The 25,132-nt window shown below is 57.5% G+C and carries 20 protein-coding genes; 6 read left to right on the top strand and 14 right to left on the bottom strand.

Annotation, left to right across the window (positions count from 1 at the left end; translation table 11 throughout):
* The first annotated feature begins 20 nt into the window (after positions 1-20).
* Positions 21-875: an OmpA/MotB family protein gene (locus F0155_RS01445; protein WP_150522688.1), complete on the top strand. Its 855-nt coding sequence runs from the start codon at positions 21-23 to the stop codon at positions 873-875.
* A gap of 75 nt (positions 876-950) precedes the next feature.
* Here the strand turns inward: F0155_RS01445 and F0155_RS01450 are convergent, their stop codons facing one another.
* The 10 genes from F0155_RS01450 to F0155_RS01495 form a co-directional block, all read right to left on the bottom strand.
* Complete coding sequence (locus F0155_RS01450) at positions 951-1,406, bottom strand: NfeD family protein (protein ID WP_150522689.1); 456 nt, start codon at positions 1,404-1,406, stop codon at positions 951-953.
* Entirely contained in the window at positions 1,403-2,389 is a 987-nt protein-coding gene (locus F0155_RS01455) for an SPFH domain-containing protein (protein ID WP_192913734.1), read from the bottom strand. Before F0155_RS01455 ends, F0155_RS01450 begins: the two co-directional genes overlap by 4 nt.
* Before the next feature lie 198 nt (positions 2,390-2,587).
* Positions 2,588-3,619, bottom strand: a complete 1,032-nt coding sequence (gene hemH / locus F0155_RS01460; RefSeq protein WP_208999088.1) for a ferrochelatase — start codon at positions 3,617-3,619, stop codon at positions 2,588-2,590.
* A gap of 150 nt (positions 3,620-3,769) precedes the next feature.
* The gene (locus F0155_RS01465; protein WP_150522692.1) at positions 3,770-5,005 is read right to left on the bottom strand and encodes a phenylacetate--CoA ligase family protein; all 1,236 of its coding nucleotides are present in this window, start codon (positions 5,003-5,005) and stop codon (positions 3,770-3,772) included.
* 39 nt (positions 5,006-5,044) lie between these two features.
* Complete coding sequence (locus F0155_RS01470) at positions 5,045-5,902, bottom strand: ABC transporter ATP-binding protein (RefSeq protein ID WP_150522693.1); 858 nt, start codon at positions 5,900-5,902, stop codon at positions 5,045-5,047.
* 69 nt (positions 5,903-5,971) lie between these two features.
* On the bottom strand, positions 5,972-7,303 hold the full coding sequence (locus tag F0155_RS01475) for an ABC transporter substrate-binding protein (RefSeq protein WP_150522694.1): 1,332 nt from the start codon (positions 7,301-7,303) through the stop codon (positions 5,972-5,974).
* Between the two features lie 107 nt (positions 7,304-7,410).
* Complete coding sequence (locus F0155_RS01480; protein WP_150522695.1) at positions 7,411-8,487, bottom strand: branched-chain amino acid ABC transporter permease; 1,077 nt, start codon at positions 8,485-8,487, stop codon at positions 7,411-7,413.
* A 6-nt stretch (positions 8,488-8,493) separates the two neighbouring features.
* Positions 8,494-9,447: a branched-chain amino acid ABC transporter permease gene (locus F0155_RS01485; RefSeq protein WP_150522696.1), complete on the bottom strand. Its 954-nt coding sequence runs from the start codon at positions 9,445-9,447 to the stop codon at positions 8,494-8,496.
* A 16-nt stretch (positions 9,448-9,463) separates the two neighbouring features.
* Positions 9,464-10,285 carry an ABC transporter ATP-binding protein gene (locus F0155_RS01490; RefSeq protein WP_150522697.1) on the bottom strand — a complete coding sequence of 274 codons (822 nt, stop codon included), beginning with the start codon at positions 10,283-10,285 and terminating at the stop codon, positions 9,464-9,466.
* Positions 10,282-12,267 carry an AMP-binding protein gene (locus F0155_RS01495; protein ID WP_150522698.1) on the bottom strand — a complete coding sequence of 662 codons (1,986 nt, stop codon included), beginning with the start codon at positions 12,265-12,267 and terminating at the stop codon, positions 10,282-10,284. The genes F0155_RS01490 and F0155_RS01495 overlap by 4 nt, the downstream gene beginning before the upstream one ends.
* Before the next feature lie 252 nt (positions 12,268-12,519).
* Here F0155_RS01495 and F0155_RS01500 point away from each other — a divergent pair, with 252 nt between their 5' ends.
* The gene (locus tag F0155_RS01500; protein WP_150522699.1) at positions 12,520-14,484 is read left to right on the top strand and encodes a PAS-domain containing protein; all 1,965 of its coding nucleotides are present in this window, start codon (positions 12,520-12,522) and stop codon (positions 14,482-14,484) included.
* Entirely contained in the window at positions 14,481-15,227 is a 747-nt protein-coding gene (locus F0155_RS01505) for a response regulator transcription factor (RefSeq protein WP_150522700.1), read from the top strand. Before F0155_RS01500 ends, F0155_RS01505 begins: the two co-directional genes overlap by 4 nt.
* Positions 15,228-15,319: 92 nt before the next feature.
* Here F0155_RS01505 and F0155_RS01510 read toward each other — a convergent pair whose 3' ends face one another.
* From F0155_RS01510 to F0155_RS01520, 3 genes are all read right to left on the bottom strand, one after another.
* Entirely contained in the window at positions 15,320-17,986 is a 2,667-nt protein-coding gene (locus F0155_RS01510) for a TRAP transporter large permease subunit (RefSeq protein ID WP_150522701.1), read from the bottom strand.
* 20 nt (positions 17,987-18,006) lie between these two features.
* Complete coding sequence (locus tag F0155_RS01515; protein WP_204934370.1) at positions 18,007-19,044, bottom strand: TRAP transporter small permease subunit; 1,038 nt, start codon at positions 19,042-19,044, stop codon at positions 18,007-18,009.
* An 83-nt stretch (positions 19,045-19,127) separates the two neighbouring features.
* A complete protein-coding gene (locus F0155_RS01520; RefSeq protein ID WP_150522702.1) occupies positions 19,128-20,228 on the bottom strand; it encodes a TRAP transporter substrate-binding protein in 1,101 nt (366 codons plus the stop codon).
* A 194-nt stretch (positions 20,229-20,422) separates the two neighbouring features.
* Between F0155_RS01520 and F0155_RS01525 the strand changes: the two genes are divergently transcribed.
* Genes F0155_RS01525 through F0155_RS01535 form a run of 3 tightly spaced genes read left to right on the top strand, consistent with a single transcriptional unit; the run spans position 20,423 to position 23,248 of the window.
* Positions 20,423-21,781 carry a cache domain-containing protein gene (locus tag F0155_RS01525; protein WP_150522703.1) on the top strand — a complete coding sequence of 453 codons (1,359 nt, stop codon included), beginning with the start codon at positions 20,423-20,425 and terminating at the stop codon, positions 21,779-21,781.
* A 25-nt stretch (positions 21,782-21,806) separates the two neighbouring features.
* Entirely contained in the window at positions 21,807-22,472 is a 666-nt protein-coding gene (locus tag F0155_RS01530; RefSeq protein ID WP_208999076.1) for a response regulator transcription factor, read from the top strand.
* 26 nt (positions 22,473-22,498) lie between these two features.
* Complete coding sequence (locus F0155_RS01535) at positions 22,499-23,248, top strand: gamma-glutamyl-gamma-aminobutyrate hydrolase family protein (protein WP_150522704.1); 750 nt, start codon at positions 22,499-22,501, stop codon at positions 23,246-23,248.
* Between the two features lie 19 nt (positions 23,249-23,267).
* Here the strand turns inward: F0155_RS01535 and F0155_RS01540 are convergent, their stop codons facing one another.
* Complete coding sequence (locus F0155_RS01540) at positions 23,268-25,103, bottom strand: HoxN/HupN/NixA family nickel/cobalt transporter (protein WP_150522705.1); 1,836 nt, start codon at positions 25,101-25,103, stop codon at positions 23,268-23,270.
* Between the last annotated feature and the right edge of the window lie 29 nt (positions 25,104-25,132).

Raw genomic sequence — 25,132 nt, forward strand, 5'->3', positions numbered from 1 at the left:
CAGCATAAGAGGCATCTGAGGTGGCAAAAAAGAAACCCCAAGGCGGCGGCGGCGCTCCGGAATGGCTGGTGACATTCGCCGACCTCATGTCCCTGCTCGTGTGTTTCTTCGTTCTGATCATCTCCTTTTCCATTCAGGACAAGCAGAAAATGCAGGTCGTCGCTGGCTCCATGAAGGACGCATTTGGGGTGACCGACAGTTCACGAAAAGTCGGTGTGATTGAAGTCCAAGGCATTCCAATCCGCGACTACATGAAGGACATCAGCCAAGTCGAACAGGACCTTGATTCCGATTTTTCCGAAGAAAGTCACGACCGCAAGCGCAAGCAGGGCCCTGAAGCCAATACCCATGAAACCATGGAAGCGGATATCGAGCGCCCGCGCCAGTTCGCAACAGCAGCTGCTTCCCTGCGCCAAGCTTGGCAGGAGATGCCGGAGATCAACGAGATTTCCAACAACATCATCCTGGAAGAAAGCGAAGAGGGGCTGAACATCATGCTTGTCGATCAGGATGGTCGTTCGATGTTCCGCGAAGGCTCCAAATATCCGTACGAGACAACACGCCGCCTTCTGGCAAAGATGGCCCCCGTGCTCGCACAAATGCCAAATCGGGTGGAAATCACCGGCCATACGACGGCAGGCGGGCGAACTGTCGACCCGTCTTATTCGGGATGGGACCTATCATCTGAGCGCGCAAACGTTGCGCGACAAATCCTTGCAGAATATGGCATGCCTGCCGACCAATTTTACGCAGTGATCGGAAAGTCGGACACCGAACCGCTCTTTCCAAACGATCCGTATCTGGCCTCTAACCGCCGTGTGGAAATCCTGCTGAAGGCAGAAGCTCCACCTGTTCCGCCGGATCACAAGCCATAAGCAAATCCAAAAACGCCCGCGTCAGACAAATCTGACACGGGCGTTTTGCTTTTCATCCGAGGCTGTCAGGTCCGGTCAGTCGACATTCGCCGCTTCGACAACCAGCTTTGCCCCCTGAACACTGGTGATTTTCACCTGCGTTCCGGCCGGGAGGTCCGGTCCGGTCAAACGCCAGATTGTGTCATCAATCGACAACCGCCCATCCCCATGTTCGATCGGGTCTGCAAGAACAAACTGACGGCCCACATAACGGCTACCGCGAACATTGAGGTTTGGATCACCGGATGTCGTGTCTTGACCGGCCATGAACTTGCGCCCCACCAGCAGACTGGCAAGGGACAGGACCATGAAGATCGCCAAATTGGCCTGCCAACCGAAATCCGTGAAGAAGGCCAGCGTTCCGACCAGGACCGCGGAAATCGCGAACCACAGGAAAAACGTGCTTGGCACCAGGATTTCAAGCCCGAGAAGCACGAGACCCAGGATCCACCAGTTCCAGGGCCCCAGCTCCTCAATCAGACGCATGATCATGCGTTGTCTCCACCGTCAGTGCGCGACGTGACCGGAACCCGGCCCGAAGAGGTGCGTGGAGCTTCGGCATCCTTGCCAAATGCCTCCTTTGCAATCTCGCCAATACCGCTCAGCGAGCCAAGCAGGGAAGAGGCCTCCATCGGCAAGATCAGGGTCTTCTGGTTGCGCGAATTTGCCAGTTCCTTGAAGGCCTCGACATACTTGCTGGCCACGAAGTAGTTGATAGCCTGAATGTTTCCTGCAGCGATGGCGTCACTGACCATCTGGGTCGCCTTGGCTTCGGCCTCGGCGGAGCGCTCGCGTGCCTCCGCATCACGGAAAGCCGATTCCTTACGGCCCTCGGCTTCAAGGATCAGGGACTGCTTTTCGCCTTCCGCCTTGAGAATTTCGGACTGGCGCTTGCCCTCGGCTTCCAGAATGGCAGCGCGCTTCTCGCGCTCGGCCTTCATCTGGCGACCCATTGCATCCACGAGATCCCGCGGCGGGTTGATGTCCTTGATCTCGATGCGGGTCATCTTGACACCCCACGGCTCTGCCGCAGCGTCGACAACCTTCAGGAGGCGAGCATTGATTTCATCACGGTTTGAAAGCAGCTCATCAAGATCCATGGACCCCATCACGGAACGGATGTTGGTCATGGTGAGGTTCAGGATTGCGTTTTCAAGTCCGAGAACTTCGTAAGCTGCGCGGGCAGCGTCCAGCACCTGATAGAAGGTCACCCCATCAGCTGTGATGGTCGCGTTATCGCGCGTGATGACTTCTTGGGAGGGAACATCGAGAACCTGTTCCATCATGTTCAGTTTGCTGCCCACCTTGTCAACAAACGGCACGATGAGATTGAGACCCGGGGTAAGGGTCCGCCGATAACGTCCAAAACGTTCAATCGTGTAGTTATAGCCTTGGGGAACCGTCTTGACGCCTGAGAAGATGACAAGAACGACGAGAACCAAAAGGCCGATAATGAAAATATCAAACCCCAGCAAATTTCCGGGCATCATAAACTCCGTCGCAATTCAACAAACGATTTGCGGCGGAGTATGCTTCGGAAAAATGTCGATATCCAGTCTGGGACAGAACTTTTAACAGGCAAGGCTAACGCTGAGGCATTCGCCTTGCACCTGAATTTACCTTAAGCTGTTTGGATTTCCCGGAGAAACACGCCGCCTGATCGTCCACACAGCCTAAAGCCAGCCGGAAAGTTCCTTGCGCACGATGTGCTCAATAACTTCCATGCCGAGTTCGCTGTCATTGAGACATGGAATGTGGGTGAAATGCTCACCGCCATTTTCCTCGAAGATTTCCCCGGCCTCGCCGGCGATTTCTTCAAGAGTTTCGAGGCAGTCAGACACAAAACCCGGATTCATGACGGCAATGTTCTTCACACCGTCCTTGGCAAGCTGCTCCACCGTCTTGTCGGTGTAAGGCTGAAGCCATTCTTCGGGACCGAAGCGGGACTGGAAGGTCAGTTTCAGCTTCTTTCCGGTTTCGCCCATGACCTCACTCATCAAACGCGTGGTCTTGTGGCAATGGCAGTGATAGGGATCACCGCGCTTGAAATAGGACTGCGGGATGCCGTGATAGGAAGTCAGGATCAGATCCGGCTCAAAGTCCAACCCCTCAAGATGCTGTTCCACGGACTTGGCAAGCGCGGTCACATAGACCGGATCATCATGATAAGGCGGCACCGTCCGGATGGCCGGTTGCCAGCGCATGTCCATGAGCGTCCGGCAAACCTCGTCGACAACCGTTGCCGTTGTGGAAGCAGAATATTGCGGATAGAGCGGGAAGATCAGAAGCCGATCACAGCCCTTGTCCTTCAGCGCCTGCAACCTGTCAGGAATGGATGGCTGGCCATAGCGCATGGCCCAGTCGACATGTAGGCGTCCGTCCTGCTCGCCAAGCATCTCCGTCAGCTTGTCGGACTGGTTGCGCGTGATGGTCCGCAGCGGCGACTCGTTCTTCTCGTGGTTCCAGATTTCCTCATAGGCCTTGCCGGACTTGCCCGGACGGGTCATGAGAACAATGCCATAGAGGATCGGATACCACAGGGCCTTCGGCCATTCGATCACGCGCTTGTCTGTGAGGAACTGCTGCAAATACCGACGCATCGGCCAATAGGACGTTGCATCGGGAGTTCCCAGATTGACAAGAAGCACCCCAACCTTCCCGGTCTTGACCTTCGGATGGTCGGCCGGAAGTTTTACAGTCCTCATTTCCTGCTCTAGATCTGCAGAAATCGGCGAAGTTGGCTGGATGGTCATCAGGTGTCCACGGCTATTGGTTTCTTGGTTATCTAATAGGGGAGACGGCGCAGTTCGCCAACCCGCTCTCACCAATACGTGACAATTCACCTCTGGATCACATCAGCCGTAATCCCTCTCGTCCGAAATGACCTTGCCATCATTGGGAAGACTGCCGACCGGAACCAGTTCGATGTCCCCTTTCAGGCGGGTGATATCGCGAAGGCTCTGGCCAACCGCTGCCTTGAGGGCCTCATCAAGAGAGGCGCATTCCGCCGCAAGTACCATCGCATCACTTTCGCCTGCCCGCTTGACCGTCAGCCGGGCCTTGCCGATCTGCGGATGTGCCTTTTGCAATTCCGCGATCTGGACGGGGTCAACAAACATGCCCTTGACCTTGGTGCGTTGATCCGCCCGTCCCATCCAGCCGGCAAGACGCATATTGGTTCGCCCGCAAGCCGATGTGCCTGCAACAACCTTGGAAAGATCACCGGTGCCAAAGCGGATCAGCGGATAGGTCCTGTTGAAACAGGTCACGACAAGCTCGCCGACCTCACCGTCGGGAACCGGGTCATTTGTTCCCGGCCTGACAATTTCCACGATGTAATCTTCGTTGACGATCATCCCGTCTTGGGCTTCGCTTTCATAGGCAATCACGCCAAGATCAGCTGTGGCGTAGCACTGGGCAACGGCCACTCCCCTGTCGGCGTATTCCTGCCGAAGGGAGGGAAACAGGGCCCCGCCGGAGACCAGCGCCCGCTTGATGGATGACACATCCCGCCCCGCTTCAACGCCGCGATCCAGAAGCACCTTCAAGTAATCCGGAGTGCCCACATAGCCGGACGGTTTGAAAACCTCGATCGCTTCCACCTGCATGTCCGTATTCCCGATCCCTGCCGGGAAAACCGAGCAACCAAGGGCCCGCGCGCCGCTATCGAGAATGAAACCACCCGGAGTGAGGTGATAGGAAAACGCATTGAGGACAATGTCACCCTTTCGGAACCCCGCAGCATGAAGGGCCCGTGCGCCATTCCACGGATCATCTCCAACGGCCTGCGGCTCCCAGATGGGCCCCGGCGACATGAAAACGCGCTCCACACCTTCAAGGGTTCCAGCCAGAAAGCCGCCAAAAGGAGGAGCTTCCTTCTGCTTTGCCATGAGGTCTGACTTGCGCAATACCGGCAGACGAGACAACTCGCCACGTGACGTGACACTGCCGGGCTCAAAGCCGTTCAGATGCTGTTGCCAGCCCGGAGCCTTGTCTACCGCGTGCCGGATGAAGTCCGGCAAACGGCCAAAGAGATCCTGTTCGCGCTCGGCACTGTCTTGCCGTTCGCGCGCGTCAAACATGTCGCTCATTGTTGTCTCCGCCCGTGTTCTACCTGCTGATCATCTGCATCAGGCAAGCCAGCGTTTTCTGCGTTTGTAGTGCTTCACATTCCGGAACGAACGGCGGCCCTCTCCCCCGACTCCCAGATAGAATTCCTTGACGTCCTCATTCTCGCGAAGAGCCTTGGCATCACCATCAAGAACGATACGGCCAGATTCCAGAATGTACCCGTAGGTGGCATAGCGCAGCGCCACATTGGTGTTCTGTTCTGCCAGAAGGAAGGACACACCCTCCTTGTCGTTCAGCTGTTTCACGATTTCGAAAATCTCTTCAACCAGCTGCGGAGCCAGCCCCATGGACGGCTCATCAAGCAGGATCATCTTCGGACGGCTCATCAGCGCGCGGCCAATGGCGCACATCTGCTGCTCGCCGCCGGATGTGTAGCCCGCCTGACTTTGGCGGCGCTCCCGCAAACGCGGGAAATAATTGTAGACCATCTCGAGGTCAGCTTTGACCGCAGCCGCTCCATCCCTGCGGGTATAGGCGCCGGTGAGAAGGTTTTCCTCAATGGTCAGGTGGCCAAAGCAATGACGGCCTTCCATCACCTGAATGCAGCCCCGCCGCACAAGGTCGTTCGGAGAAAGCGCCTGCACTTCCTCCTTCTCAAAGACGATCTTGCCCTTGGTAACTTCGCCGCGCTCGGCACCCAGCAGATTGGAGATCGCTTTCAGGGTCGTCGTCTTGCCTGCCCCGTTTGCGCCGAGCAACGCCACGATACCACCGCGAGGGACGGTCAGGGACACACCCTTCAACACGAGGATCACATGATCATAGATCACCTCGATGTTGTTTACCGACAAGATCGGGTCCTGGCTGGCTGCCTTTGCGCCTGCATCACCGGGACGGTCAAGTTCGAGCGTCGACATGAACCTGCATTGCTCCACTAAAAAACTTCCAGATTCCCCCGCCGCAGGTAGCGGCGGGGGAAAGAGACATCAGTTCGGGCAAGCTTCCGTGCGTGCCGGCCACGGAGCATTCTTCTCCGCATAGTCCTTGGCAGCTTCTTCCAGAAGCGGACGAACCACATCCTTCATCGGCTCGATCCAGTCTGTGACCTTGACGAATTTCTCGCCGTCCCACTCCTGAATGAACACCGGATGGCTGCCTGCATGGTCTTCGCAGGTGACCTTCATCGGATGAGCGAAACCGCCGAGGCCGAGTTCTGCAAGGCGCGCTTCATCCAGATTGAGGGACTCAAGGCCCATGCGCATGTCTTCGCCGGTCAGAACCTTCTTGCCGGTCTTTTCCTGCGCAGCACGGATACCTTCGGCAATGATGACCGAGTTCAGAACACCGCGGTTATAGAGCGTCCCGCCCATGCTTTCCGGGTCTGTCGGCGACTTGCCGGCATCAACCACGTACTTCTTGATGTCCTGCAGAGCCTGGAAATCCATGCCGACGCCGGAGAAGTTCAGAGCCTTGTAGCCTTTGGCCTGAGCGCCACCCGCAGCTGCATCATCCTCGCCAGCGGACCACCACACACCAATGAACTTGTCCATCGGATAGCGGATCTTCACGGCTTCCTTGATCGCCGTCGGGTTCATCGCACCCCAGCCCCACATCACCATGTAATCCGGACGGTCACGGCGCACATTCAGCCACTGCGAGGACTGGTTCTGCATTTCCTTGCCCGGAACCGGGTATTGCAGGAGTTCAAAACCGTATTTGCTGGCCAGCTGCTCAAGAAGCGGGATCGGCTCGCGGCCATAACCGGCATCAAGGAAGATGTAGCCGATCTTCTTGCCCTTCAGGTTCTCAAGTCCGCCTTCCTGCTCGCCGATATACTTGATCACGACCGACGCGCCGTCCCAGTAAGTGTCCGGCACGTTGAACACCCACGGGAATGTGCCACCAACGGCGGCTGCCGACAGGCCATAGCCCATGGACAGAACCGGGATCTTGTCGACAGAAGCTTTCGGGATCAACTGAAGCGTGATGCCGGTTGAGTACGGGTTATAGACAAGAGCGTTCTTGCCCTTGGTCGCCTCGTAGCACTCGACGCCTTTTTGCGCGTCATAGCCGGTTTCACATTCCTCGATTGTCAGCTTGACGCCGCCAATGCCTCCGTCGCGCTCGTTGAGCATCGCCAGATAGTCAGCCATGCCGTTTGCGATATGAATACCGGAACCGGCGTAAGGACCAGTGCGATAGGTCAGCAGCGGCACATAGTTGGCGTCTTCTGCCTGAGCTGCCTGGGGAACGACACCACCCAGAGCAACACCAAGCGCAACAGCCGAGCCGAGCGCGAAGTTCTTGAAGTGTTTCATGCATTTCCTCCCTTGCGGTTCTAACAAGCCGAGAAACCGCCGGGCCCGGCTGGCCATTCCTCCCCGGACGGGGCCCGTCGTCCGGATGACATACCAAGGTCCGCCCGTCAGTAGGGGAACGGCCAGACCCGAAGCTTCTGCTTGGCAATCTGCCAAAGTCTTGCAAATCCATGTGGTTCCACGATCAGGAAGAAGATGATCAGGGCACCAACGATCATGAACGTCAGGTGTTGAACGGTCTCCGCGCCGACCTCGAGCCCGATCGTACCCGGAATAAACTTCAGGAACACGGGCAGGATCCAGATGAAGGCAGCCCCCATGAAGGCTCCGCCGAGGCTGCCGAGACCGCCAAGGATCACCATGAAGAGGATCTGGAACGACAGGTTGATGGAATAGGATGATGGCTCCGCAGCATTCAGCCAGAAGAACACCATCATCGCACCGGCCACGCCGCAGATGTAAGACGAGACGGCAAAGGCCATGAGTTTGGTCTGCAGTGGCCGAATACCCATCAACTCGGCAGCAATGTCCATGTCACGGATCATCATCCAGGAGCGCCCGATCCGGCCACGCAGGACGTTGGCAACCAGAAAGGCAATGAAGACGACAACGGACAGAACCACAAAGTAGCGGGCAATCGGGGTGGCCTCAGCGCCGGACACGATCACGCCAAACATTTCGCGTGTGGGAACCTCGATCGCACCGGAGGCGTTGTAGTTGTAGAGCCACGGAATACGAATGAAGCACCACTCCAGAAAGAACTGCGCGGCCAGCGTGGTCACGGCAAGATAGAGCCCCTTGATACGCAGGCTCGGCAGGCCAAAGATTGCCCCCACAAGCGCCGAGAAGATCCCTGACGCGAGCACGAGAAACACAACATTCACGTCCGGGAAGATGGTGGTCAGCTTGTAGGCAGCATAGGCGCCAACACCCATGAAAGCCCCGGTTCCGAGCGAGAGCTGACCGCAATACCCGGTGAGCACATTCAACCCGATTGCCGCCAGCGAGAACACCAGGAACGGGATCATGATCGACGTCAGGAAGAAGTCGTTCGCAGTCAGGGGAATGAGGACAAAGGCAACCGCCAGAATAACCGCCATGCCGACCTTGTCCTGCAGGATCGGAAACAGCGCCTGATCAGCCTTGTAGCTTGTCTTGAATTGTCCGGCTTCACGATAAAACATGTCGACTTACACCCGTTCGATGATTTTTTCGCCGAAGAGACCTTGCGGCCGGAACAGCAGGAAGATGAGCGCGATAATGTAGGCGAGCCAGGATTCGATGCCGCCACCGACAAGACCACCCCAATAGAGTTCACCGATCTTTTCGCCGAACCCGATGATCAGGCCGCCGATAATCGCACCGGGGATGGAGGTGAACCCGCCAAGGATCAGAACCGGGAGCGCCTTGAAGGCCACGATCTCAAGTGCGAAGGACACATCTGATCGCGCGCCCCACATGATGCCGGTTGCCAGAGCCACAAGACCGGCAGCGAACCAAACGATCGCCCAGATCTGGTTGAGCGAGATGCCCACGGAGAGCGCTGCCTGATGGTCATCAGCAACAGCGCGAAGCGCGCGGCCGATACGTGTCTTGTTGAAGAAGATACCGAGCGCCGTCACCATGATGATCGCAATCACGGCAGCTGCAATGTCGATATGCTGCAGGATGATCAGTCCACGTTCGCCCATCTCGATTGCGGTAGACCCGGTCGGCAGCCAGAGTTCTTCGGCGATCATGCGCTTCGGCTCGCCGCCGAAGATGAACTCTCCGAACCCGATCAGGAAATAGGTCAGGCCGATGGTTGCCATCAGAAGGATGATATCCGGCTGGTTTACCAGCGGGCGCATCACCACCCGCTCAATCCCGTAGGCCAAAATGCCCATCACCACGATGGTAAGTGCCAGCGCCACGAAGGCGGGCACCCCGTTCTCGTACAGCCCCACAAGTGTCAGGCCGGCGAACACGACCATGATGCCTTGGGCGAAGTTGAATACCCCGGAAGCCTTGAAGATCAGCACGAACCCGAGCGCGATCAGCGCATAGAGAATTCCGGCCACGAACCCTTCCCAGAGGACCTGCAGAAAGAAGTCAGGCATCTGGTACATCTGGACGAAGGGATCAATGAAAATGTCATACAGCATGGATGGTCCCCTTCCCCTAGTGGCTCACGCCGAGATACGCGTCGATAACGGCCTGGCTGGCCTGCACCTCTTCGGGAGGTCCATCGGCAATCTTCTTGCCGTAATCGAGCACCACAACGCGGTCCGACAGGTCCATCACAACGCCCATGTCATGTTCGATGAGCGCGATTGTCGTGCCGAATTCCTGATTCACGTCGAGAATGAAGCGGCTCATGTCCTCTTTTTCTTCAAGGTTCATGCCCGCCATCGGCTCGTCCAGAAGAAGCAGCTCTGGTTCCATGGCCAGCGCACGGCCAAGTTCCACGCGCTTCTGCAAGCCGTAAGGAAGCCGCCCCACCGGCGTCTTGCGGATTGCCTGAATCTCCAGAAAGTCGATGATGTCCTCAACCTTGCGGCGATGTTCGATCTCTTCCTGCTCGGCCGGGCCACGCCACAGCATCTGCCAGAAGAAGTTCTTGTTCATTTTCAGAGATCGACCGGACATGATGTTGTCCAGCGTCGTCATGCCCTTGAACAGGGCAACGTTCTGGAAGGTTCGCGCGATGCCCTGTGTTGCCGCCTCATAGGGCTTCATCTTCCGGCGCACTTCACCCCGCCAGGTGATGGTGCCTTCCTGAGGATGGTAGAAGCCGTTGATGACATTCAGCATCGACGTCTTGCCTGCCCCGTTCGGCCCGATGATTGCCCGGATTTCGCCTTTCTGGATATCGAGGGAGATGTCGGTGATCGCCTTCACGCCGCCGAAGGACAGCGACACATTGTCGACCTTCAGCAGCACTTCCCGTTCTGTCACAGGTGCGGTTGCCGTCATGTCGTTGTTGGTAACGATGGCGTTCATTCGGCGGCCTCCTGCAGGTCGGTCGCGGCAGCATGCGGCGTCATGTTGCGGATTTCGACAGTCGCCTCGATGGCGCCCTTTCGGCCATCCTCGAAGGTGACTTCGGTCCGGATGTGCTTGGAGGTTGAACCGTCGTAGAGCGCCTCGATCAGCGGCTCATAGCGTTCCGCGATGAAGTTTCGGCGCACCTTCTGGGTCCGGGTCAGCTCGCCGTCATCAGCGTCCAGCTCCTTGTGGAGGATCAAGAAGCGATGCACCTGCGCCCCGGCCATCATCGGTTCACCGGCAAGGTCGCGGTTCACCTGATCAACATGGCCCTCGATCATGGCATAGACATCCGGATGAGCGGCGAGCTCCTGATAGGAAGCGTAGTTGACGTTGTTCCGCTCCGCCCAGGACCCGACGGCGGTCAGATCGATGTTGATAAACACCCCGACCATGTCCCGCTCGTGACCAAAGGCCACGGCTTCCTTGATATTGGGGAAGAACTTCAGCTTGTTCTCGATATATTTCGGCGCGAACAGCGAGCCGTCATTCAGCTTGCCGACATCCTTGGCCCGGTCAATGATCTTAAGGTGCCCGTTGTCGGCGATGATGCCCGCATCCCCCGTATGGACCCAGCCCTCTTCGGTCTTGGTCGTGCGGGTTGCCTCGTCATTCTTGAAGTAGCCGATAAAGACACCCGGCGAGCGATAGAGCACTTCGCCATTTTCGGCGATCTTCAACTCGACATCCGGAGCAGGTTTGCCAACCGTGTCGCCGAAGATTTCGCCGTCCGGCTGCAGCGTGATGTAAACACTGGCTTCCGTCTGGCCATAGAGCTGCTTTAGGTTCAGGCCCAGCGAGCGGAAGAACTGGAAGATTTCCGGACCAATGGCTTCACCAGCCGTGTACCCCACCTTCAACCGCGTAAGGCCCATCCGGTTTTTCAATGGGCCGTAGACGCAGAAATCGCCAATCGCATAGAGCAGACGATCCGTTGCGGAAACCGGTTCACCATTGAGGATCTTCTCGCCCGCCCGGCGCGCAACGCCCATGAAATAGTCGAACATCTTGCGCTTGAACGGCCCGGCATCCTCCATGCGCACCATGATATTCGTCAGCATGGTTTCAAAGACACGCGGCGGCGCAAAGAAATAGCTCGGCGCAATCTCCAGACGATCCACGTCGATCGTTTCCAGGCTTTCCGGGCAATTGACGCAGAAACCCGCCGTATAGGCCTGGGCAAGCGAGAACACATGATCCCCAACCCAGGCAAGCGGCAGATACGCAATGATCTCGTCGGTCTCGTCGAGGCTGTCGAACTTGTTGGCGTTGCGTGCCGAGATGACCAGATTGTCAAAGGACAGCATCACCCCCTTGGGGCGCCCGGTGGTCCCGGATGTGTAAAGCATCACGGCAAGATCACTGCCCTTGCCCGTGGCAATGCCCTGCTCCCAGCGTTCAAGGCTCGAGGGGTCGGAAGCGATAATGTCCGCACCGAGCTTCTGCACATCTTCAAAGCCGTGAAGACGGGTATGGTCGTAATCCCTGAGGCCCCGCGGCTCATCATAGATGACATGCGCCAGCTTCACCTCGGCAGTATCCATGGAGAGGAGCTTGTCGACTTGCTCCTGATCTTCCACGACGGCAAAGCGGGCTTCAGCGTGGGAGAGAACGTAGATCATCTCCTCCGCTACTGAATCTGCATACACGGGAACCGGTACGGCACCGATTGCCTGCGCTGCCACCATGGACCAGTAGAGGCGCGGTCGGTTGGAGCCCACGACGGCAACCTTGTCCCCCGGCTGAAGCCCAAGTTTCTGCAGGCCCAGAGAGAATTTGCGGATTTCGTCCAGAACCTCGGACCAGGTCCAGCTCTGCCAGATCCCGAAGTCCTTTTCGCGAACCGCTGTCCTGTCTCCGAAGACCAGCGCATTATGCAGCAGGATCTTCGGAAAGGTGTCCCCACCGCGCTGAGCGGCGTCGGCCAACCCTGCCATAGCGTTCCATCCTCCCAGATGCGTGCCCCGTTTTCCGGGGTCAACTTATACGAGCCATGAAACAACCCTCCCACCCTCACCGCAAGAACAACTTTCGTTCCGATAGAGGAGGCTGTCTGACCTTGGCAAAAACGCTATTGCGGCCACGTTGCGCCAATATGATGCAATTGTTACGAAATGTGTCGCGCAGATAAATCGTTTAAGTTTCAAAGGCATCTGGTCAGAAAACAATCTTCGGGCTAGGCTCCGGCCATGAACGAAAACGAGCATCTGAAATCGCAACTCGACCTGATGCAGGCTGCCCTTGATCACCTTAGTCAGGGATTCTCCGTCTTTGATGCGAATCTGGAACTGGTTGCATGGAACCGGGGCCTTTGGGAGATGCTCGACTTTCCCGAATCCCTTGCAAGGCGCGGCACTCATCTTGCCGAATTTCTCCGGGTGAATGCCGAGCGCGGCGAATATGGCTGGGGTGATATCGAAGGCAAGATCCAGAGGCGCGTGGAGCGCGCCCGATTGTTCGAGCCTCATTACCTTGAACGGGTCCGGCCAAATGGCCAGATCATCGCCATCAACGGCACCCCCCTGCCGCAAGGCGGTTTCGTCACCACTTACACCGATGTGACAGAGGAAAGGCGTCGCCAGGAAACGCTCGAAAAGACCGTTGAGGAGCGAACCCGCGCCCTTCGCCAGTCGGAAGACTGGCTGCGGCTGGTGACGGACAATATCCCCGCACTCATCGCCTACATCGCGCCGGGTCCCGTCTTTCGTTTCGCCAACCGACGTTATGCGGAATGGTTTGGCCAATCGCCCGCGTCGATCGTCGGCATGAAGGGGGAAGACGTCGTCGGGTCCGATCTCTTTGCCGAAATTGGTCCCAAGATCGCGCATGCTCTGCAAGGCAACCTCGTATCCTATGACTATCAGCGGGTTCGGGCGGATGGCACCAAGGCCCATATGCGCTCGACACTCATTCCAGACATGACTGTAGATGGAAGAACGCTTGGCGCCTTCGTCCTGTCTCTTGATGCAACCGAGGAAAAGCTCAACGAGGAAAGCCTGCTCCACACACAGCGCATGGATGCGGTTGGCAAACTGAGCGGCGGGCTTGCCCATGACTTCAACAATCTTCTGACCATCCTAATGGGCAACATGCTGACCCTGCGCAGGAAGGCAGGTCCGGTCAGTTCCGACGAGCTGAAAAAGCACCTTGAGCCCATGTTGGCCGCCGCCCAACGAGGCTCTGACCTGACCCAACGGCTTCTCGCCTTCAGTCGTGGGCAGGCAGTCGACCCGCAGCTCGTTTGCCTCACCGATGTCATTACGAATGTGGGAACGCTCCTCACGGGGTCGCTTCCCGGATCGGTCACCCTCGAATTTCTGTGCGACAACACAAAGCCGCTGTTTGCCCGCATTGATCCCACCCAGCTTGAAACGGCTCTGGTCAATCTCGCGTTCAATTCCCGCGATGCCATGCCGACCGGCGGCGTCCTGACCATTGGTCTTGAAGATGTCCGTGTTGAAGGCAGGCAGGCGCGCAATCTCGGTGTGGAGGACGGCAGGTATGCGCTGATCCGTGTGTCTGACACCGGCGAGGGCATGGAAGAGGATATCCGGCTGAAAGCCTTTGAGCCCTTCTTCACCACCAAGGCGTTTGGAACGGGAAGCGGCCTCGGACTTTCCATGGTCTATGGCTTTGTCCGCCAATCCAACGGCAATATCGACATCCGTTCAAAACGGGGTGCGGGGACCGATATCCTCATCTACCTGCCGCTCGAAACCAGCCCTGGCAAGGCACCGTCCTTGGCGGCTGAAGGCGCAGACGAGGGAGAGGATCTTCCGCGCGGCCGCGGTGAGTTGGTGCTGCTGGTGGAGGACAATCCGGATGTCGCCGCCGTCATCGCCGGACAGGTGCAGGACCTCGGCTATAGTGTAATCGTTGCCGAAGATGCAAACGATGCACGGAACCTTGCAATGGAACTGCAGGAAGTGCGCGGCGTCCTGAGCGACATCGTCATGCCCGGGCAAATCAACGGGCTGGCCCTTGCCCGGGAAATCAGATCGGCGCGACCACAGATCGGCATTGTGCTGATGACGGGATATGCAAACTGGTCGCCCCAGGACGAAAACGCCGACCGCTGTGAATTCCCGGTCTTGTCAAAGCCGTTCGAAAGTGAAAGCCTTGCGCACACCTTGAAGGAAATCATGGTTCGATGACCCGGATTGACCCAAGCCCACCTGTTCCGCCACCCGGCCAGATCGCAAGAACGATGACTTACATCGTTGATGACGAGCCGGATATCTGTGCGCTTCTGGTGGATACAATGGCGCCCTTCGGAATGGATACCCGCGCCTTTTCGCGCGCCGGCGACATGTTGTCCGCTCTCAGACAGAAAGTGCCGGATGCCTGCATCATCGATCTCGGGCTTCCGGACATGGAAGGCATGAATCTGATCAATGAAATCCGCAAGATTTCATCCGTCCCGATCATTGTCCTGTCTGCCAGAAGCCACGCTTCGGATCGTGTCATGGGTCTGGAACTCGGTGCAGACGACTATGTCGTCAAACCATTCGATCCTCGGGAAGTCGTCGCGCGGATCAGGACCGTACTGAGGCGAACCGGCGAACCGGTTGCTGCCAAATCCGCCTCGGAAAAAGCCCATTTTGTCGGCTGGAGCTTCTGCCCCCAGTCCCACTGCCTGACCGAACCGCAAGGCGAGGAAATGTTCCTGTCGACCGGTGAAGCTCATCTGCTGGAAGCGTTGCTGCGCGCGCCCAAGCGCGTCCTGACCCGTGACTATCTGCTGGAACATGGAGGCCGGGACGACAGCCTCGACCGATCCATCGATGTTCGAATCTCTCGCATCCGCAAGAAGCTCTCCCGCCCGGATCATCCGGAAATCATCCGAACGGTCTATGGCGCGGGCTACATGTTCACCGTCGGTGTCGACTGGGCCTGAGGATTTGATCGCGCCCTTCGGTGTTTCATCACAAACGAAAAACGGCGGGAAGATATCTTCCCGCCGTTTCTTTTTCCGAAGTTTCGCTGGTGTCAGAAGTTCAGCGAAATGTCCCGGTGATCGGAGAGACAGGAGGCGACATCAAGCGCCATGTCTTCCGGCAGACGGTCCTGCTGACGTAGACCGATGTTGCGGTTGATCACCTGATCATAGGCCACGAGTTCCGGCAGCAGCTCTTTTGCCGCCTTCTGGCGCCAGGAAAGATCCGCCTTGAGTTCGGCAATCGTGTTGTCGATCTCGGCAGTGGCTGCAGCAAGGTCCGGCGTACGGCTACGCATGATCTTGCGTGCCTCGGTCAGCCCCTTGCGGATATCGCTGGTGCCCTCGATCTCGCCAACCCGACCACGCATGTCGGCAATTGCCTCCACAGCAGCATCAGGTTCCATGGTCTGGATCTGCTCCCTGAGGACCTCAATCTCGCTTTCGATTGCTGCGAGCGTGTCGGCATGCCTCAGGATGGCTTTCGCCTCCAGAACAGGCTGATAGGCGTCGTCCACTGTCCGGCGATAGGACCGGCGAGCATTGGTTTCTGCCTTCTGGATTGCGGCGAACTCCTTGTGGACCCCTTCCCATTCAGCTGGGATCTGGGCCAGAAGAGCATCGCGTTCGCCGGTCAGTGTCTTGATACGATTGGCAGCGCGTTCACCCTGCTCCTGCGTATAGATACCGGTCGGGCCTGCACGGTCGACGATGACCTGCAACTCTGCAATCCGCGCATCAATCCGGCGCGCATCGCGTTCCAGCGCACGAACCTGCGAGTGGAACGGACGATAGTCCACAGCAGCAACTTCGACAGCCGCTTCCGCATCGCGGATTGCTGTCATTTGCGGGATCGCTTCACGTGCCGTTTCGAAACCCTTTGCCAAATCCTTTTGCAAGCTCTTCGGCAAGTAGCTCATGTCCAGAGCTTCTGCCTTGGAGATGGCGGCCAGAATCGTGTCGCCGTTCTTCTGGAAATCCGCATAAATCAGGTTTTCCATGCAGTACTGCAGACGCGGGTTCTGCGGAGGCGGCGCCGTTTCGGACAGAAGCGACGAACGGTTCGGCAGGTAGTTCACCAGCTGCGGGTAGAGACCCACGATGCCAAGCGCAATCAGCTGCAAGGTGATGAACGCAACAACACCCTTGTACATGTCGATCGTCTTGACGACAGCCGGAGCAACACCGCGCAGGTAGAAGAGCGCAAAGCCGAACGGAGGTGTCAGGAACGACGTCTGGATGTTGAGGCCGATCATTACGCCGAGCCAGACAGCCGTGACGTTTGCAGACGGATCAGCAAGCAGGATCGGAGCAACGATTGGCACCACAACCACGGCAATCTCGATGAAGTCGAGGAAGAAGCCGAGGATGAAGATCACCAGCATCACGATGAGGAACTGGGCCCAGAAACCACCCGGAAGACCTTGAAGGAATTCCTTGACCAGGTGCTCGCCGCCAAAGGCGCGGAAAGCAGAGGTCAGCATGGCCGCGCCCAGAAGAATGATGAACACCAGAGACGTGGTCTTGGCCGTTTCGACCATCACGCCGCGCAGCGTGTCCTCGAACTTCAATGTGCGCCATCCGCTCCAGAAGATCGCGATCAGGATCAGGGATACGGAGATCAGGGCAAGAACCAGAGCCACGACATCCTGGCTGGTCTCGATGCGCTTGATGTTCACCGCTCCGAAGAAGCTGATGACAACAGCAAGTCCGAGAAGCGCAATCACGCCCAGAATTGCTGGCGTATAGGCTCCCTTTTCACCTTCCTTCAGACGGTAACCGGCCATGACCATAGCGCCGACAGCGCCGATCGCACCGGCCTGATTGACGGTTGCGACACCGGCAATGATCGAGCCCAGAACAAGGAAGATCAGCGCAAGCGGCGGAACAAGGGTCATGAACACCTTGCCAGCAAACTCGCGAGTGAAAGTGCCTTCCTCATGCACGGCGGGAGCCGACTTCGGGTTGATCAGCGCAAAGCCCAAGATGAAGAGCATGTAAAGGCCGACGAGAACCAGCCCCGGCAGGAATGCCCCGAGGAACATTTCACCGGCACTGGTCGAAACCACTGCAAAGTCGGACGGCATGGACAGTTCGCCGGTGGAATCCTTGAAAAGGGTCTGGCGAAGCGATCCGGCCTGATCGACGGCACTGGCGAGCTGGTCGGCCAGAATGATCAGAACAATAGACGGCGGAATGATCTGGCCCAGCGTGCCGGACGCGGCAATCGTGCCGGTGGCCAGCGGAACAGAGTAGTTGTTCCGCAGCATGGCCGGCAGGGAGATCAGACCCATGGCAACCACGGTCGCACCAACGATACCGGTCGTGGCGGCAAGAAGCGCGCCCACGAAAACAACGGAGATGCCGAGACCGCCGGGAACCGGACCAAACAGACGGGCCATGGTGACCAGAAGATCTTCCGCGATCTTCGAACGCTGCAGCATGATGCCCATGAAGACGAACAGCGGAATGGCAATCAGCGTATCGCGTTCGGCCTCCCAGTAGATGCCGCGGAAGTTCGTGACACCTGCGCTGAGCCACTGATAGGCACCGCCCGTGTCAAAGAAGGCATCAGGGCCCGTGGAGAAAATAAATCCTGTCGCCGCGGCAATGCCGATCGTCAGGATTGCTGAACCGGGCAGCGCGAAGGCCACCGGAAAACCCGACCCCAAGGCAAACGCCATCAGGAGAACGAGAAGGGCAAGAAAGAAGAGTTCCATGTCAGGCGATCTCGATCTGTCTATTGAACGGCGTGGGAATCATGATCCCGGCCGCCGGGTTCTCCGCGCATGTCCGCCACGGCATCCAGAAAGTAGCTGACAAACTGGATCATCATGGAAACGGCGAAGACACCAAGGAAACCTGCCATCAGGTATTTGACGTAGAGGCCAAAGCCGGCCTGTGTCGTCTCGTAGGACAGAATGGGGGCATTGATGATGTTCTGCTTGCCGCCCATGCCGATCGCCAGAATGGTGGCACAGAGCGTCATGCCCAGCAGCAACGAGCCCGCAGCATTCACCAAGCCTCGGGTCTTGGGAGCCAGACCTGCATAGAAGACGTCGACCCGCACATGCCCTTCTTCCAGCAACGTGTAGGCACTGGCGAACAGGAACAGGGCCGCGTACCAGAAGCGCACGAGATCGGCCATGAAAGCCTGTTCATAAGACAGGATGAAACGACCGACAACGATCAGGAGTTCGGCGACCACCACCAGCAGGGCAAGCCACGTAAAGCCAAGCGTTCGCGTGAACGCGGCAATGACGAAGGACAGGGCAATCAGCGGCATATGGATATAAGCACCGCGATAATGGCTTCGACCAATATTGGATGACATCTCTTCACCCACGATGCCGACCAGCAGGTCTTCCACGCGCAGGAAGGAGATCACCGTATCCACCAAACCGACGATCAGCACCGCGAAGAACATCGCCCGGATGAGATACGCGTTGATGTTGCTGATCCGCTTGCTGTCCTCGCGCAAGGTCATGGACTTGCTTTTCTGGACATACACCACGGCAAGGATGATGCCGATTGCATAAAGACCTAGCTGAACTGCAGACAGCGCAGGAGCGGGGGCTCCGTTCGCAGCGCCGCCGAACAACGGCGCGACGCCGGGCATGTCTTGCCAATAGGTCAGGTAATTGTTCAACAAAAACGCAGCCATGATGGCAAGAACCATCCACCCGAAGGTGCGAACTGGTGCTGCGCTTTTTTGCGCTCCCTGCGGAAGGTTCCCGCTTGTAGACACTTCGTTTTGAACGCCGCTCATGGTCGCCATGGCGAGTGTGCCCTTATAAGTTATGTGTATACGGAAAGGGGACAGGAAATTCCTGCCCCCAATTTGTGTTTTTACCGGCCGGATTAGACGGTAATGCCGAGAACCCGGTTACGCTGCTGCGTGTAACCGGTGTCGGCGAGAAGCATCCAGCGTCCGATTTCCGAACGGGCCTTGACGAAGCTCTCGTGCGTACGAGCAGCAAGGTCAGAGTGCTGAATGGTTTCTTCGAACACTTCTTCAGCTGCTTCGCCGAAGGCGTCGTAGACTTCATCGCTGAACTTCTTGATAACCACGCCATGCTCGTTGATGAGCTTGTCGAGATACACACCGTTCTGGGCGTTGGTTTCAGCCATCTGACGCGCGTTTTCTTCGTTACACGCAGCCTGGATGATTGCCTGATCGGTTGCAGACAGCTTGCTGAACCAGGACTTGTTGATGCCGAGAGCGAGCTGGGAGCCCGGCTCGTGCATGCCCGGATAGTAGTAGTACTTCGCAGCTTCGTAGAACTTCATGAAGTAGTCGTTGTACGGACCTACCCACTCGGTTGCGTCAACTGCGCCGGACACAAGGTTTTCGTAGATCTGGCCGCCCGGCAGAGATACCGGAGACGCACCCAGCTTTGCCATGACGTCGCCGCCAAGACCCGGGATACGCATCTTCAGACCCTTGAGGTCGTCAGCGGTTTCGATTTCCTTGTTGAACCAGCCGCCCATCTGGACGCCGGTGTTGCCGCAGGCAAAGTTCTGCAGGCCAAAGCCGTCTGCCAGCTCGTCCCAGAGCTCCTGACCGCCACCGAACTTGATCCATGCGTCGATTTCAGCATAGGTCAGGCCGAACGGAACAGCCGTGAAGTAGTTCCAGGCTGCGTGCTTGCCCTTCCAGTAGTAATCAGCGCCGATATAGGCCTGAGCATTCCCGGATGCGACTTCGTCGAAGGAGTCGAATGCGCCAACGCGCTCGCCTGCTGCGAAGTACTGGACATTAATACGGCCTTCGGTGAGTTCACCGATACGCGCAGCAACACGCTGAGCGGAAATGCCGAGGCCCGGGAAGTCACGCGGCCAAGTTGACACGATGACCATGTCAGTCGTGGACTGCGCGATTGCCGGAGCTGCCAGAGTGGTTGCAGCGGCTGCACCGCCTACGCCAAGACCAGCCTTTTTGATAAACGAACGACGATCCATGTAAGGTTATCCTCCCATATAGGATTTCCATCCAAACCAGCGCTACATTTGCACCGATCTGGCAGTATGTCTAGGTGAATGACGTGTGAGTCCGCCATTCGTGGTTATGCGTAAAATCTCGGTACTACTACTGAGAAGCTCGCGTAAGTTTCAATGGCAACCGCTTTGAAACCGCGCAAAACAGGGGTAGTTGGGTGTCGCTAAAACTAAAGTTGCTCCTTGTCACAATCCTTCCGATGATCGTGATTTCGGTGCTGATCGGGACCACCACCTACTTTCAGGCTCTGGACCTCATTGATTCTGAAACCGCTGCTGTCGAGAAGCGGATCCTGGCATCAAAGAAACAGGAAATTCAGAACTACATCAGCCTTGCGCTGACCTCGATCGAACAGACCTACAATGAAGAACCAAACGGCCGGGCCAGTGCACAGGAAGAAGTGCGCCAGATTCTCGACAACATGACCTTTGGCGAAGATGGCTATTTCTTCGTCTATCAGCTCGACGGCACGAATATCGTACATCCCAAGCTCGCCCATCTCGTCGGCAAGAAGTGGTGGGATCTTCAGGACCCGGAAGGCGACTATGTGATCCGCAACCTGATCGAGAAGGCACAGGCAGGGGGCGGATTTCACCCATATGTCTGGCATCGCCCGTCTACCGACCTTGTCGAAGACAAACTCGGATATGCAATCCTTCTCGACAAGTGGGGCTGGATGCTCGGCACGGGGCTCTACCTTGATGACATTGCACGTGAGGTATCGGCCATTCGGGAAGACTTTGCGACAAGCATCCGGGAGACGACAATCGTCATCTTCGTCATCACACTGGCCGCAATTCTCATTGCCGGCACGCTGATTGCCAGTATCAGGTTCTCCGAACAGCGCTTTGCGGACACCCGCCTGAAGGAACTGACCACACGTGTATTCGAGGTTCAGGAGCAGGAGAGAAAGCGCGTCTCGACCGAGCTTCACGACGGCATATCGCAACTTCTTGTCTCCGTACGCTACGGGCTGGAAATGATGGAGAGCGAGGCTCATGAGCTTCCAGCCCTTCACGGTCAGGCGGGGAAGTCTCTGCATATTCTGGACGAAGCCCTGAACGAGATCAGGCGTATATCGAGAGACCTTAGGCCAAGTGTACTGGACGACATGGGTCTCGCATCCGCCCTGAAAAGTCTTGGCAAGGAATTCCAGACCCAGTCCGGCATCGCCGTGTCGGTCATCGCTGACCGGGCCCACAATCGCCTGTCGGACCGCGCGAAGACGGCCCTTTACCGGGTAGTGCAGGAATGCCTGACCAATGTCGCCCGACACTCGAAGGCGAAAAACGTCAACATAGAACTTCTGGTTTCACCAAAGCTCTTGACGTTGAAAGTGGAGGATGACGGTATAGGCCTTCCAAATCCGATCCCGAAATCCGGCGGCCTCGGCTTCCGCAACATCAGGGAGCGAATGGAAATTTACGGTGGGGATGTCAGTCTTTCGAGACCCGCAACCGGTGGCACACGGATCGACATTTCCCTCCCCCTGACGAAAAAGTCGAGTCTGGACTAACCAGGCCCGGCAGGAAGGCAAAGGCGTGAACAAGATCGAGGCGGTGGCCCCCTCTCCCATCACGGTGGTTCTGGCAGACGACCACGAACTCGTTCGTGACGGCATTCGCGCCCGCCTTTCACGTGTCGAATCGCTGGAAGTGATTGGCGAGGCGACAAACGGCAAGGAAGCGCTTGAACTGGTAGCTGCGCTGAAGCCGAGCGTGGTGCTCATGGACGTTTCCATGCCGCTGATGAACGGTCTGGAGGCCGCAAGCATCATCCGCAACCAGTATCCGCAAACCCGCGTGCTTATTCTCTCCATCTACGACAATCCGGAATATGTGCGCGGTGTGGTTCAGGCTGGAGCAAAGGGCTATATCCTCAAGGATATCTCCGCAAAGGAGATGATCACCGCCATTCTCAGCGTGGCAAATGGCGGCTACTACTTTTCCTCGGCGGTGGGCCCGACACTCGTTGGCGCCACCAAGAGTGCCCCGGTTGATGACCCTTATGGCCTGACGGACCGGGAAAAACAGGTCCTTGCGGCCATCGCCAAGGGACAACCGAACAAGGAAGTTGCCAAGAATCTCGGCATCAGCGTACGTACGGTTGAATCCCACCGGCTGAATTTGCGCGAAAAGGTTGGTTGCAAGAACGCCGCCCAACTCTACAAGGTCGCCCAGGAACTCGGACTGCTCCTGGAAGGCTAATTCTCAACTCCCCGTGAAGGCATCACATGTCGAAACCGCTTATCCTGATCACTTCGGACGTCAAACCTGTCGACGGCTACAAATGGCATGCAGCACCGTCCACTTACCTGAATGCGGTCCTCAAAGGTGCTGACGCCATTCCGGTCATCCTTCCCTCTCTGGGCGACGACCTCGCTCTGGATGATGTCCTTGACCGTGTGGACGGCGTGCTGGCGACAGGGTCACGTTCGAATGTCTATCCGGAACTCTATGGCGAGGTTCCGACCGAAGAGAACGGTCCTTATGACCGCGAGCGGGATGCGACGACCCTCCCCCTTTTGCGCAGAGCCGTTGCACGCGGCATTCCGGTCTTTGCGATTTGCCGGGGAATGCAGGAGCTGAACGTCGCATTCGGCGGATCATTGCTGACGGAGATACAGGAACTGGACGGTCGCATGGATCACCGTGCCGCCGTGTCCGAAGACCAGAATGAGCGGTTCAAGATCGCCCATCCGATCGAAATCAAGGATGACAGCAAACTTGCCGACGTTCTCGGCAACGAACCGGTTGAAGTGAATTCGCTCCACCGGCAGGCTCTCGGCGAACTGGGATCTTCTCTGGTGGTCGAAGCGCGCGCAGCTGACGGCACAATCGAGGCCGTCTCTGTCGATGGTGCGCCGGGATATGTTCTGGCGACCCAGTGGCATCCGGAATTCTGGGTGGCAACGGATAGCCCATCCAAGAAGCTGTTCAAGGCCTTTGGCGAGGCTGCACGAGCCTACCGCGCACAGCGCTGAGATCGCGAAGGTGGGGCGCTCAGCCCCACCCGATCGCTGCGGTCAACAAGGTTGCTCCCAATAGGAACACAACAAGCGCAGCGGCGATTTCGATGCTGTTGAGCACATAGGCCGTCGTCGAGCTGTCATGGCCGAACAGACGCACCGCAACACCCTTCGCCCCTACGGCCAGCCCCGCCAGAACGGAAACGGTGAGCGCCGTTCCAACAGCCATGGCGAGTGTCGCCCCGATACCGGCCAGCACCATGCCCTGTGACAGGGCAAACACAAGAACCACCAGAGCTCCGGAACAGGGGCGCAATCCGACGGCCAGGATCACAGACGCCATCTTGGCTATCGACATCTTGCCTTCCACCATTGCCGGAGTGGGCGCATGAACATGCCCGCACGTGGAGCAGGCCCCATCCGGCCCATGGTGGTCATGATTGTGATCATGGTGATGGTGGTGGTGCGCGCTGCCATGGCCATGCGCATGGTCATGGTCATGGTCATGGTGGTGCTGGTGGTGGTCGTGGTGCGAGTGCGCAGCTGCGGATTTTCCACCCAGCTTCTGCAAGAGCGGACGACCCGCCTTCTGCCAAAGAAGCCACAGACCCAGCACGGTAACCAGAGCATAAGAGCCGATTTCAAACCACCGGGCTGTATTCTGGATGGCAATCGACGTCATGCGGAAAACCAGCGCAGCACCACCGACAAGCAGGATTGCCGTCACAGCTTGCGCAAACGCAGACAGGAATGACAGCAGGATGCCCTTCTTCAGAGTCTCGTGATTGGCCAGAACATAGGACGAGATAATCGCCTTTCCATGCCCCGGGCCGGCTGCATGAAAAACCCCATACCCAAAGGACAGTCCAATCAACAACCAGGCTGCGTTCGGATTTGTCTGGAACGCCCGAAGTGCCCCGACCAGCTGTTGATAAAAGTCCTTTTGAAGCGCGGCAATCTTTCCGAAGAAGGCATCAAACGGGCCGGTTTTGATTGTAGTTCCGGCAGGCTCGGTCGACGCCGCCGGGCCTTCAGCCACAGTCTCGCTGTCGGAAACAGAATCGACCTGCTTCTCGACCGGCGCGCTTACATTCGCCGCAACCTGATCATTGCCGCCACAGACGACGACCATCTGATTGACCTGCGTTTGCGCCGCGGACTGAAGCTCCGGCGGCAGGTCACGCTGATCCGGCCCGATCTGGGCAAGAGCGTAGGCGACAGCGTCATCCAGCGGAGGCGGATCGCGGCGCTCGACCGCGCAGGTTGATACAGAGTTATCGACCCCCAATGCTCCTTCTGCCCGCGAGAAGCGGAAATCGACGTAATATGTCGGGTCATAGACATCCAGCGTGATCGTGCGCGTCGCGGACACCGGTTCCTTCAGCGGCAAGGTGAAGTGCAGTTCCAGAAGATCAACCGTCTCCGGAACACTGCCTCCATTCAACCGAACATCTTCGCGCATGGCTTCAATGTCTTCCGGCTTCATCGCCCAGTAGTCATCGATCGATACGGTGGCCAGTTCAAGCCAGAAGTCGGTTGGTGCCGTAAAATCCAGCTCCACCTTGGTGTCATCGCCAAAGGTGAAGAAGCCGAAATCAGCCATGCTTTCGACGTTGACCTCGGCTAGCTCGCGCAGCTCTTCGGGAGAATATTTGCCGTCCAGATTTGTATCGAAGCCCTGCACGGCGAAAGCACTATAGGCGTCGTCAAAGCGAAATACGTGCTTCACCGCCACGGCAAGACCGTTTTCATTGAGGACAAGACGCGACCGTGCCTCAACGAAGATATGCGGGTGAGCAAAGACAACCGGCGCACCCAAAACTGCAATGGCAAGAGCGACGACAAGCGACCGCAAATATCGAAAAGTCATTGAAATGAACCGCCTCGGCTGACCGCAAT

Source organism: Roseibium sediminis (genome assembly GCF_008711325.1).
GTDB lineage: Bacteria > Pseudomonadota > Alphaproteobacteria > Rhizobiales > Stappiaceae > Roseibium > Roseibium sediminis.